This window comes from Kerstersia similis (assembly GCF_965139615.1).
Classification (GTDB): domain Bacteria; phylum Pseudomonadota; class Gammaproteobacteria; order Burkholderiales; family Burkholderiaceae_B; genus Kerstersia; species Kerstersia similis.
This window is the reverse complement of the sequence record NZ_CBCSIQ010000002.1, coordinates 63376-75134: the sequence shown is the minus strand read 5'-3', so window position 1 is coordinate 75134 and position 11759 is coordinate 63376. Positions and strand designations below refer to the sequence as shown.

At 61.3% G+C, this 11759-nt stretch carries 9 protein-coding genes and 1 tRNA gene; 9 read left to right on the top strand and 1 reads right to left on the bottom strand.

Annotated features, from left to right (window positions below):
* Positions 1 to 155 precede the first annotated feature (155 nt).
* From ACNA1V_RS01630 to ACNA1V_RS01595, 8 genes are all read left to right on the top strand, one after another.
* Positions 156 to 240, top strand: a tRNA-Leu gene (locus tag ACNA1V_RS01630).
* 321 nt (positions 241 to 561) lie between these two features.
* Complete coding sequence (locus ACNA1V_RS01625; protein WP_415831838.1) at positions 562 to 1320, top strand: MipA/OmpV family protein; 759 nt, start codon at positions 562 to 564, stop codon at positions 1318 to 1320.
* 286 nt (positions 1321 to 1606) lie between these two features.
* Complete coding sequence (locus tag ACNA1V_RS01620) at positions 1607 to 2152, top strand: Dps family protein (protein ID WP_415831837.1); 546 nt, start codon at positions 1607 to 1609, stop codon at positions 2150 to 2152.
* Positions 2153 to 2297: 145 nt separating this feature from the next.
* The gene (locus ACNA1V_RS01615; RefSeq protein WP_415831836.1) at positions 2298 to 3221 is read left to right on the top strand and encodes a LysR substrate-binding domain-containing protein; all 924 of its coding nucleotides are present in this window, start codon (positions 2298 to 2300) and stop codon (positions 3219 to 3221) included.
* A gap of 84 nt (positions 3222 to 3305) precedes the next feature.
* A complete protein-coding gene (locus ACNA1V_RS01610) occupies positions 3306 to 4187 on the top strand; it encodes an SDR family NAD(P)-dependent oxidoreductase (protein WP_415831835.1) in 882 nt (293 codons plus the stop codon).
* Positions 4188 to 4474: 287 nt separating this feature from the next.
* Entirely contained in the window at positions 4475 to 5434 is a 960-nt protein-coding gene (locus ACNA1V_RS01605) for a helix-turn-helix transcriptional regulator (protein WP_415831834.1), read from the top strand.
* Positions 5435 to 5616: 182 nt separating this feature from the next.
* A complete protein-coding gene (locus ACNA1V_RS01600; RefSeq protein ID WP_415831833.1) occupies positions 5617 to 7446 on the top strand; it encodes an ABC transporter ATP-binding protein in 1830 nt (609 codons plus the stop codon).
* A complete protein-coding gene (locus ACNA1V_RS01595; RefSeq protein WP_415831832.1) occupies positions 7443 to 9227 on the top strand; it encodes an ABC transporter ATP-binding protein in 1785 nt (594 codons plus the stop codon). Before ACNA1V_RS01600 ends, ACNA1V_RS01595 begins: the two co-directional genes overlap by 4 nt.
* Here ACNA1V_RS01595 and ACNA1V_RS01590 read toward each other — a convergent pair.
* On the bottom strand, positions 9220 to 9591 hold the full coding sequence (locus ACNA1V_RS01590; protein ID WP_415831831.1) for a DsrE family protein: 372 nt from the start codon (positions 9589 to 9591) through the stop codon (positions 9220 to 9222). The genes ACNA1V_RS01595 and ACNA1V_RS01590 overlap by 8 nt on opposite strands.
* A gap of 287 nt (positions 9592 to 9878) precedes the next feature.
* Between ACNA1V_RS01590 and ACNA1V_RS01585 the strand changes: the two genes are divergently transcribed.
* Entirely contained in the window at positions 9879 to 11591 is a 1713-nt protein-coding gene (locus tag ACNA1V_RS01585; protein ID WP_415831830.1) for a Na+/H+ antiporter, read from the top strand.
* The last annotated feature ends 168 nt before the right edge of the window (positions 11592 to 11759 follow it).

Here is an 11759-nt window from a genome sequence, read left to right as displayed (position 1 = left end):
CTCTTCTATAATGCGCAGCTTCCGCAGTTTAGCGCACTGTTCTACGAGAGTCGCTAAACAAGCTGCAAAAGGTTAGACGGGCTTCCATTAGGAAGATTTCTAGTGTAATATGCGCAGCATGCAGGAAATTGCTGGAAGCATAACAGCAATGCAGTGCCCAGGTGGCGGAATTGGTAGACGCGCTAGTTTCAGGTACTAGTGCCTTCGGGTGTGGAGGTTCGAGTCCTCTCCTGGGCACCACTTAATTCCAAAAGGCGGAAAATCGCAAGATTTTCCGCCTTTTTCATTTGCCTGATGCATTTCCCCCTCCCCGCTCGCCTTTCCACATCCGCATCCCCCCTCCTTTCTTTCCAGTGCGCACCGCCGCCCCCGGCCACTCATGGCAAAGCGCTCACTGCGCACGATGCTTTCCCACCACAACTGCGTACCCACAAAGGGCATTCGAGCAAAAAACCGTCATGATCCGCGCGGCCGCCCGAGCCTTGCCCCGGCACCGCCGATACAATAGCGGCTGCATCGCACTGAACCCCGGCCCTCCGGGCCCGCTTCGAAGGACTATCCATGAACTTCTGCCGCCTGGCCCTGAGCGCCAGCACGCTTGCTTGCCTAACCCTGACCACCACCGCCCAGGCCGACAACTACATTGGCGCAGGCGTCGCCGTCATCCCGGTGTATGAAGGCTCCAGCACCTACCGGGTCGTGCCCCTGCCACTCATCAATTATCAGTCCGGCAATTTCTTCATTACCCCGCGCGCCGGCTTGCCTGCCATGGGCCTGAAAACCCATCTGTCGCAGGATGTGGAAGCCGGTGTGTTCGTCGGCATGGATCTGGGCCGCAAAGCCAGCCGCACTGCGCGCACCGAAGGCCTGGACAACATCCATTTCCACGCCAGCTACGGCGCGTACGTGGAATGGACGCCCGGCCCGCTCTCGCTGGGCGCCGCCTTCCGCAAAGCCGCGCATACCGGTTATGGCAGCGTCGTTGAACTACGCGCATCCTACGCCGCCTGGGAAAGCGGCCGGCATAATGTTCGCATTGGCGTCGATACGCAATGGAATAGCCGCAGCGCGATGAAAACCTGGTTTGGCGTCACCCAGGAAGAAGCGCTTAGCAGCCAGGCCGGCCTCTCCGCCTATTCACCTTCGGCCGGCTTCAAGTCTGCCTCGCTGTTCTCCGTCTGGAGCTATCAAATCAGCAGCAATTGGTCGGCCCTGACCACCGTAGGCGTCAACCGCCTGTTCGGCGACGCCAAAGACAGCCCGCTGACTGCACAGAAAACCAATGTTTTCGGCAGCATCGGCGCCATGTACCGATTCTGATCGTCCGGATCGCCGCGTCGCGGCGTCTTCGCAGGCAACGCTGGATAACTGGCGGTATGGCAACCACGGCCATACCGCTTTTTCAATGTGCGCACGGCACCAGACACCCCATGCAAGCGGTGACAGAAAAGAATTTTTAAATATTGCTTGATCTGCAGCACAGCCAAATCATTTGAATAGTGCTAGGCTAACAAGAGTCAGCAATGCCAAGACTTTCAGCGATGCCGGACAACCCGCCCGGCAACGCTCGCAGCAACAGAACTCAACCCAACAGGAGTGTTTTGCCATGGCAAAAAAACTGGATTCCAAGCAAGCAAGTGCCGCAGTACAACGTCGCAAGCGTCCTCTGGCAACCCCGACTGATCTGGGCACCGATGCCACCCGTGATATTTCGGCAGCGCTCAATCAGCTTCTGGCCGATGTGTTCGCACTGTATCTGAAAACCAAGAATTTCCACTGGCATGTCAGCGGCCCGCATTTCCGTGACTATCACCTGATGTTCGACGAACAAGGCGAGCAGCTGTTTGCCATGACCGACGACATCGCCGAGCGCATCCGTAAAGTCGGCGGCACCACCTTGCGCTCCATCGGCCATATCGCCCGTACCCAGCGTGTGCTGGATAACGACGCCGATTACGTCGATCCGCAAGACATGCTGGCCGAACTGCGTGACGACAACAAGGCCCTGGCGGCCTCGCTGCGCGCTGCGCACGCCGTCACTGACGAATACAACGATATCGCCAGCTCCAGCCTGCTGGAAAACTGGATCGACGAAGCCGAGCGCCGCACCTGGTTCCTGTTTGAAGCCAGCCGCCAGGCCCCGACCGCCTGATTCCGCACGGATTGCAGCCCGGTTCAGTGTCCGGGCTGCCCGCCAGGCAGGTCGCAACCCGGCCTTGCCCTCTGACCGCCATGCAGGCATCCGCCGCATGGCGGTTTTGAAATTCAGGGGCCATCATGGATAGGCGTGACATCGCATGATCGAAACCCGACTCCTTCACCAGTTCATCGCCGTTGCAGAAGAATTGCACTTCAACCGGGCGGCGGAACGGCTCCACATGGCGCAACCACCATTGAGCCAGGCGATTCGTCGGCTGGAGCAAGAAATTGGCGCACCGCTCTTCGAACGCACGAATCGGCGTGTATCGCTGACGCCTGCAGGCGCAGCTTTTCTGGCGTCATCCAAAAAAGTGCTGCATCTTCTTGGCGAGAGTGTCGAGCAGGCCAGACGCGTGGCGCAAGGCATTGAGGGTCATTTGATCCTGACCTTCATCAATATCGCCCCCTACCCTGCATTGCTGCGCGCGCTACAACGCTTTCGCACCACATTCCCGGCAGTGTCATTCACCATGCGGGAAGCGACGACACAAGAGCAAATCGAAGCCCTGGAACAGGGCCGTGCCAACCTCGGCCTCATGCGGCCGCCAGGCAGAACCGCGCCCGGCCTGCGATTCTGCTCGCTGTTGCGCGAGCCATTTGTTATTGCGCTGCCCACCGGGCATCGCCTTGCAGACAGACCGGCCATTCCACTGGCCGCGCTGCATGAGGAAGCCTTCGTCTCCTCACACCGGCACCTGGGCCAAGGCTTTCATGACCAGCTGATTCAGCTGTGCGCAACGGCGGGCTTTGTGCCCCGCATTGTTCAGCAGGCGCGACAGCTGCAGACACTGATTGCCCTGGTAGCGGGCGGCTTCGGCATCGCGCTGCTGCCAGCCTCCCTGGCTCAAGAGGCACGTGAGGATGTCGTGTTCCGTCCGATGCAGGTGGACGCCCCTGATGCATTGCATCAAGTGGAATTATTAATGGCCTGGCGCGAGCATGCCCCTTGCATCATCCGGGACAGGCTGATCGAAGAATTACGTGAGGCCATGGCATCAGCAACCGAAAACAAGACGATTTAAGTCTTATTTTGGTATGAACAATATATTTTACGAACTGTTCTGACGGCGTCATCATCGTGACATTCGATTTCACGGAAATGCGCGATGACACAGAAACCCCATCCAACAAATACGCTTTTCCAGGGCAAGGTAGCTATCGTGACTGGCGCCGCCCAGGGGCTAGGACTAGCCTATGTGCATGCATTGCTGGCGCGTGGCGCGCAAGTGGTTGCCAGCGACCTGGGCACTGACCGGGCTGGCGCGGGAGCCGATCAGAACCTGATCACCGAGGCCGCCAGCACCTTGCCGGCCGATGACGGGCAACTGGTCACACACAGCGGGCGGCTGGATCAAGAAGCCGGCTGCAAACAGCTCATTGCGCTGGCCATTGCGCAATTTGGCAAGCTGGATATTCTGATCCACAACGCCGGCTGGGTAGGCTATCAATCCATTGAAGAACAGGAAGATGCGTTCCTAGAGCGTGCCCTGGATATCAACCTACGTGCGCCGATCTGGCTGAGCAAGCACGCCTGGCCTCATCTCAAACAGTCTGCCTCGCCGCGCATCGTCCTCAATACTTCGGACCGGGCGATGTACCAGCAATACGCGCAACCGGGCCTGACGGCGTATGCAGCCGGAAAAATGGCACAGCTGGGCCTCATGAATGCCTTGAGCATGGAAGGCCAGCCACATGGCATTCTCGTCAATGCGATATCGCCAGTCGCCAAGACCCGCATGTGGGGCGTGACACACCCTCCCGAAGATCTCAAGCCGGAATGGGTGGCCCCAGGCGTCCTGTATCTGGCCAGCCCACTATGCCAGGACACGGGCCTCATTCTGCGCGCCAGTAACGGCCAGTTCACCGCCACCCGGTTTTGCGAAAACCCAGCTGTCGTCTATCCCACCAACCTGGCGCGGGTGGCATGCCGCAGCCTGGAAGACATCGCCCAGCATTGGCAGCACATCAAGGAATTCGACGATATCTGACACCAGCCGCCCGCACCGGCCCGCCCGCCTCGAGGCGGCGGTGGCGCGGCTATCCCCTGTGTGCGCTGCGCTCTCACCCCAACGATTGACAATGATTATCAGTAACGAATATGCTTCGCCACTGATTCTGCCGGTGTGTGCTTGGGGGCTTTGATCTCGCTCTCCTCGCTTCCATCCCCGCCGGATACCCATGCTCCATGACAGGCAGCCCAGGCCTTCATCCGGCGCCTGCCGTTTCCGTCCCCCCCACCTCAGCTAACCTGTCATTCCTGGTCATCTAAAGCGCTATGGCTGCTATTCAACATTTCAGCATGGCAGACTACCGTCGCTTCGGCGAACGGCATGGTTTCCGTTATCGCTGGCCGACGATCGAAGCCTCTGCGATACAAAACGAAGACGACATCCTGGCGGAAGGCACGATTCAGGAAATTCCTGTCAGCCACGGGTTCACACTGATCGTATCGGATGTCCTCAACCACTACCGCTACAGCGCCAGCTCACTGATTGCCCCCGGTTTCACGGCCATCCTGATGCTCGACGGCCATACCGAAGCCCACCTCGGCTCCCGCCGCGAGACCCTGGCACTGACACCCAAGCATGCCATTACCGCCAGCCATCGGCACACGGAGAGCATGACAGGCAGCCACCCCGCCGGCCTGAGACTACGCAGCGTGGCATTGATGGCGCGCTCCGCACAGCTGGCCGATGCCGCCGGCACGCACGTGCCTGAACTGGCGCAATGGCTGGATGACCCCCAACTGCGTTTGCAGCATTGGCAGGCTGATCCCGTCCTGCTGCAAGCAGCCAACAGTCTGTTCGACCCTCGCTGGCAAGGCAGCCTGGGACGGCTTTGGCAAGAAGGCGTTGCCCTGCAAATTCTGGCCGCTGCCTTGAACGGCACGCAGCAGGCAGCGCCCGCTCCCTCACGGCCGGCCAGCCGTGATATGGCGCGCCTGGAACGAGTCAAGGAATACCTGCTGACCTACCCGGAACACGATCACACCCTTGCCGACCTGGCCCGCCTGGCCTGCATGAGCAGCAGCAGCCTGCGCGAAAAATTCCAGGCCGCCTATGGGCAATCCGTCTTCCATTTTCTGCGTGAATGCAGGCTGCAACTCGCCAGCCGTGGCCTGCGTCAAGAAGGCTGGAGTATCGAACAGGCGGCCGAGCGTACCGGCTATCGGCATGCCAGCAGTTTCACCGCCGCCTTCCGGCGCCGCTTTGGCGTAGCGCCCAGCCACTGGTAGGCCAGGACAGCATTCCTCCCGTTTCTTCTGCGGGAACGGGCACTGCCGGCCTGCCCCCCCCCCCTGCCTCACACATTTCCGGCACCGCGCCAAGAATCTGCGGCATTGCAAACAAGTCAGCTGCCGCGGCCACGCTCACAATGCTGTCTGCTCCATCACTCGCTCGATAGAGAGACTGCTTCATGCCTACGCTTCGCCGCGACGCTCCTGCACCTGACATCGCTCCACCGCCTGCCGCCGACCCACCCGCCCTGAGTTTCGGCCAGTTGATTCGAATGGCGCCCGGCACCCTGGGGCTGGCGGTGCTGTGTGCGATTCTGTCCGCCATTTGCAGCATTCTGCCCTTTTGGCTGCTGTACCTCGTGCTGGCACAACTGCTGGCGCCAAGCACCGACATGCAGGCGGTCTGGATCCATCTGGGCGTCATGCTTGCCGTCCTGGCCCTGCGCTGGATCTTGATGACGGCCAGCCACATGCTGGCGCACAAGGGCGCTTTCACGGCGCAATATCAATTGCGGCTGGCGCTGGCCCGCCGCCTGGGCGAAGTACCGCTGTCCTTTTTTGCCAACCGAGGATCCGGCAGCCTGCGCCGCACCTTGTCTGACGACATCAACGGCCTGGAGGGTTTCCTGGCCCATATGCTGCCGGATGCGGCCGCCGCCGCTGCCGCCCCATTGGCAGCGATGCTGCTGCTGTTCCTGGTGGATTGGCGCCTGGCGCTGGCCGCACTGGTGCCCCTGCCACTGGCGCTGCTGGCGCAGGCCTGGATGATGCGGCGTGCCGGTTCGCGCATGGCGGAATGGAGCGCGCTGCAAAAACGCATCGCCAACCAGGTCGGAGAGTACGTACGTGGCGTGCATGTCGTGAAGTCCTTCGGACTGTCCGCCCGCTCCTTTGCCGAACTGGCCGATGCCATACGTGGCGCTGTCCTTTGGGTTGCAGATTACGCCCGCAGCAGCTCAACTGGCTGGGTCATGTTCACCGGCCTGCTGGCCGCGAATATTGTGGTCGTCGCGCCCATTGGTGCCTGGCTGTTCCTGGCTGGCCGCATAGATATGCCCGTCTATCTGCTGTTCTTGCTGGTCGCGCCCAGCGTCCTGCTGCCTTTGCTGCGGCTGACCTTTGCACTGGGCGAGCAAATGCAGCGCGCAGAAGCACTGAGCCGCATCGACGCCATTCTGCGCGCCCCCGTTCTGCATGAGGCCGCAGCCCCGTCCGTTCTGCCCCAGGCACCCCTCGCTTTGTCATTCCAACATGTGCGCCACCGCTACGGCGAACGTCTGGCGCTCGATGACATCAGCTTCCATGCCCCGGCTGGCGGGCTCACCGCGCTGGTTGGCCCCAGCGGATCGGGGAAAAGCACCGTGGCGCGGCTGCTGCCCAGGCTCTACGAATACGAGTCCGGACAAATCCTGATCGGCGGCCGGGACATCCGTACCTGGCCGCTGGACGCCTTGCTGGCCCGCATTGCCATCGTATTCCAGGACGTCTATCTGTTTCACGGCAGCGTGCGCGACAACCTGCTGCTGGCACGCCCGGACGCCAGCGATGCAGCCATGATCGCCGCCGCCCAGGCGGCCAGGGCCCACGATTTCATCATGGCGCTGCCGCAAGGCTATGACACGCAGCTGGGAGATCGCGGCGCCCGCCTGTCCGGCGGCGAACGCCAACGCCTCTCCATCACCCGTGCCCTGCTGAAGGATGCACCCATCCTGATTCTCGACGAGGCCACCTCCTATGCGGACGCGGAAAACGAAGCCCTGATGCAGGAAGCCATGGCCGCACTCTGCCGGGGCCGGACCGTCCTTATCATTGCTCACCGCCTGCACACCATCATGCATGCCGATCATATTGTCGTCCTGGACCAAGGCCGGGTCGCCGGGCAAGGCACGCACCAGGCCCTGCTGCATTCCTGCCCCCTGTACCGCCAACTCTGGCTGGACCACGAAGCCGCGCGGGACTGGACACTCGCCCCCACATCGACGCCCGCAGCAGGAGACCTGCAATCATGATCCGCGCCCTGGTTCAATCCGGTTTCCGCCTGTCCGGCACCAAAGATCAGCGACTTTCCCGAGGCTTGGCCTGGGCCTTGCTGGAAGGTCTCTTCGCCGCTGCCCCCTATCCCATCCTGTATCTGCTGCTGCAAGATCTCTTTGCCGGGGCCGCCAGCGCCGCATCCATTGCCTGGCAGGCGCTGGCCATGGCACTATGCATTGCCTTGCGCATTTTTGCCGGCATACGCAGCATGCCCCTGATTTTCGCGGGGGCCTACGCCATGATGGGCGAAGCACGCCTGCGCATCGCCGACCACCTGCGCCGACTGCCTATGGGTTGGTTTGGCCGGCAGCGCGGCGGCGATCTCGGTGCCCGCCTGACGTCCGACCTGGAATTGGTCGAAAACCTTTGGTCGCACTTTCTTGGTATTTTCGTGGCCGGCCTGGCCATGCCCGGCTTCCTGCTATGTTTCCTGTTGTGGCTGGATTGGCGCCTGGCGCTGGCGGTCGTGGCCATGATCCCGCTGGCGCTGCTGGCCCTGTGGTGGGGGCAACGCGTTGCCGCCAAACCGGGGGCGCAATTCCTCACCGCCAACGCCCATGCGCAGGCCGAACTGCTGGACTATATCCAAGGCATCGCCGTGATCCGCAGTTTTGGCCGTTTCGGCAGTGCCTGGCACAAACTGAAAGCAGCCCTGGATCAGCAATTCGACGCCGCCCTGGCCGTGGAATGCCGTCCGGCGCCATGGGTATCGCTTTATGGCTTCGTGCTCGAAACCGGTTTTGCCCTGCTGGCGCTGATCGGCGCCTGGCTGCTGCTGGATGGCAGCCTGAGCGCCGATGTCCTGGTGCTGTTCCTGGTCATGGCGCTACCCGTTTACCGCCAGCTGTACGACCTGGGCCTATCCACCCTGCTATTGCGTTTTGCCACCCGCGCCCTGGCCCGCATTGAAGACATTCTGGCGCAACACCCCCTGAACGAACCGGAGACGCCGCGCCAGCCTGCCGGCCGCACCATTGTTTTCGAGAACGTCAGCTTCACTTACGATGGCGAAACAACGCCAGCCGTCAGCGACCTGAGCTGCCATATCCCCGCCCAAAGCTTGACCGCCGTGGTGGGCCCCAGCGGCGCAGGCAAAAGCACGCTGGTTCATCTCATCGCCCGGCTGTGGGATATCAACCAGGGCAGCATCCGCCTGGGCGGCGTTGACCTGCGTGAAATCGGTACGGAACAGTTGCACCAGTCTATCAGCATGGTGTTCCAGGACGTCGTGCTGTTCTCCGGGAGTGTCTTGGACAATCTGCGCATCGGCCGTCCCGATGCCACTCGCGAGGCAGTCGAAGCTGCCGCCCGCCGGGCCCAGGCGCACGACTTCATCATGGCCTTGCCGCAAGGCTACGACACCCAGCTGGACGAAGGTGGCGCGTCCTTGTCCGGTGGCGAACGCCAGCGTCTCTCCATCGCCCGCGCCTTGCTCAAGGATGCCCCGATTCTGTTGCTCGATGAAGCCACGGCCAGTGTGGACCCGTCTGCGGAAGCCCTGCTGCAACGCGCCATCGCAGAGCTGGCGCAAGGCCGCACGATCATTGCCATTGCCCACCGCCTGCGCAGCATCCGGCACGCCAGGCGGATACTGGTCATGAACCACGGGCGGTTGGCGGAGCAAGGCACCCACGACGAGCTGCTGGCCCAGGATGGCATTTATGCCCGCCTCTGGCGCAGCCAGCAACACGCCCAGGGCTGGACGCTGACGCCAGCGCCCGCCGGGCCCGCGGCAGATCCGTCTTCCCTCAGGTAATCTGCAAGGAACCACGCGCCCCCATCAGCAAGTCAATGACATCGGGGGCTGTAATGATGGCATAACGCGAATCCATGTCTTCGGCCTTGAGGCCGTTGTGGAGCATGCAGGAACCGCAGATTGCCACGCGGCCCCCGAGCTCCAGGTATTGCGCCAGCAACTGTTCCACAGGCTCGAACGGCTGGCCGATATCCATGCCTGCCACGGCACCCGGCTTGCCCAGCTCGACGGCCTCCACCATCAATATGAGCGTCGCACTATGCCCCTTGCGCAAGGCATTGACTGCCATGGTAAAGGCCACGGTGACTTTATTGGGGTTGCTGCGGCCATCGAACACTGTCGCAACGAAATCGGTCTGATGCATATGCGCTGACTCCAGAAGGATGTATTGCTGCCCGCCATGCGGGTTGAGCGGGTTGAGCGACAAGAAACAATATTTAAATAAATAATATATATTTTTATATATTGAAAGTCAGCAAGATGCGCTTGTCAAATCAATCTGCCTGTCACCCTGCCTGATGCAAACCACATACCGCAGACAAAATGCCTTATGCAGACAAAAATGATCAATCTTCTGCTCTATGACAGAAGGCACGTGCCACAATGGCACCCTGACCCTTCCTCCTGTTTTCAGTCGTCGCCAATATCACTATGCACACCGTAGAGATCATCCTACTGGTACTGATGCTAGGCGCCGTCACGGGCGTAGCTTCGCGCTACCTGACGGCCATTCCCCTGCCCCTGATCCAGATCACCATCGGTGCATTGCTCTCATGGCCGCAGGCAGGCCTGCATATCGGTTTCGATCCGGAACTATTCCTGCTGCTGTTCATCCCGCCTTTGCTGTTCGCGGATGGCTGGCGGATTCCCAAACGTGAACTCTTCGGCCTGTATCGCCCCGTACTGCTGCTGGCATTCGGCTTGGTTTTCCTGACCGTTCTGGGCCTGGGCTATCTGATCCACTGGATGCTGCCGTCCATGCCATTGTCCGTTGCCTTCGCGCTGGCGGCCGTGGTCTCGCCCACGGATGCGGTGGCCGTTTCCGCGATTACCCGCAACCTGGGCATGCCGCACAAGACCATGCACATCCTCGAAGGGGAATCGCTGCTCAATGATGCGTCCGGCCTGGTGGCGCTGAAATTTGCGCTGGCGGCCACGCTGACAGGTGCCTTCTCTGCGCTGGATGCCGCCCGCGACTTCGTCTGGATGTGCGTCGGCGGCCTGAGCCTGGGCGCCTTGATGGGCTGGGGATTCAGCACTGCCCGCAAGAACATTACCCGGCGGCTGGGCGATATGGCAGCCACGCAAATGGTGCTGCTGCTGGTCTTGCTGCCTTTCGCGGTGTACCTGCTGGCCGAAGTCATCGGCACCTCCGGCATTCTGGCTGCCGTTGCCGCGGGGATCACCACGAACATGGCAGACCTGGACCGGGGCGAATTCATCCATGAACGCCTGCAGACCGACAGCACCTGGTCCATGGTGGAATCTTCCTTCAACGGCGCCATCTTCCTGCTGCTTGGCCTGCAATTGCCGACCATCTCCCGCACCATGATGGAATCCCACAGTTATCACTGGTGGGAGCTGACAAGCTTTGTCTTCATCATTGGCGCCGCCCTGCTGCTGGTGCGCTGGTTCTGGCTGACCTTCGTGGTGTATGGCCGCTTCTTCCGCACCCATGCGCCCGGCAAGCCACCTGAGCGCCCTTCGCAGCGCCTGTTGGTGGCCACCACCTTCGCCGGTATCCGGGGTGCGGTGACGCTGGCCGCGGCCCTGTCATTCCCCTTGATGCTCAACGCCAAGACGCCGTTTCCGGCCCGCGACCTGGTCGTTTTCCTGGCGACCGGCGTCATCTTGCTGACCTTGATCCTGGGCAGCATTGCCCTGCCCTTGCTGCTGCGCGGCCTGCCCAAGCCTACCGCCGACCACGCCGAAGAAGAAGAACGGCTGGCGCGTATCCAGGCCTGCCAGCAAGCCATCAACAGCATGGCCATTACCGATGCCGAAATTGCCTCGCATGACGAAAAATGGCTGACGCAGCACCAGGAAATCATCGGCCTGCTGACCAAGGAATACCGCCGCCGCATCGAAATGATGGAAGCCCATCAGCCCGAAGGCAATGAAGATCCCGAGGAAGATGCAGAAGGCCAAAGCGACTCCCGAGCGATCATCGAACGCAAGCAGCGCTATATCATCGAACAGGAAATGCGCCTGCGCGGGCTGCAGGCGGAACGGCGGGCCATCTATGCCCAGCGCCGCAAGAATCTCATCAATGATGAAACCATGCGTGGACTGGTGCAGGAAATCGACATGGCGGAAATCAGCCTGAAACGCCGCCTGGCCGCCAACCGCCGTCAAGTGGCTTGAACAAACGAGGCCTGAACTTACGGCCTGGGCAAGTGGCTTGGGAAGAACCGGCCTGGGCCGACTCATGAGGCCAGCCTGGCAGGCGCCCGCTTTGCGGCGCCTGTTTTTTCATGCCAGGCTGCTTGCCTGAGTGACACACGAAGGCGTCGGCGTTACCGCACAATCGGA

Bases quoted from the DNA above. Each gene is read 5' to 3' on its own strand.
- ACNA1V_RS01610 (WP_415831835.1), top strand. From the start codon at position 3,306: ATGACACAGAAACCCCATCCAACAAATACGCTTTTCCAGGGCAAGGTA.
- ACNA1V_RS01585 (WP_415831830.1), top strand. From the start codon at position 9,879: ATGCACACCGTAGAGATCATCCTACTGGTACTGATGCTAGGCGCCGTC.
- ACNA1V_RS01620 (WP_415831837.1), top strand. From the start codon at position 1,607: ATGGCAAAAAAACTGGATTCCAAGCAAGCAAGTGCCGCAGTACAACGT.
- ACNA1V_RS01595 (WP_415831832.1), top strand. From the start codon at position 7,443: ATGATCCGCGCCCTGGTTCAATCCGGTTTCCGCCTGTCCGGCACCAAA.
- ACNA1V_RS01590 (WP_415831831.1), bottom strand. From the start codon at position 9,591: ATGCATCAGACCGATTTCGTTGCGACAGTGTTCGATGGCCGCAGCAAC.
- ACNA1V_RS01615 (WP_415831836.1), top strand. From the start codon at position 2,298: ATGATCGAAACCCGACTCCTTCACCAGTTCATCGCCGTTGCAGAAGAA.
- ACNA1V_RS01605 (WP_415831834.1), top strand. From the start codon at position 4,475: ATGGCTGCTATTCAACATTTCAGCATGGCAGACTACCGTCGCTTCGGC.
- ACNA1V_RS01600 (WP_415831833.1), top strand. From the start codon at position 5,617: ATGCCTACGCTTCGCCGCGACGCTCCTGCACCTGACATCGCTCCACCG.
- ACNA1V_RS01625 (WP_415831838.1), top strand. From the start codon at position 562: ATGAACTTCTGCCGCCTGGCCCTGAGCGCCAGCACGCTTGCTTGCCTA.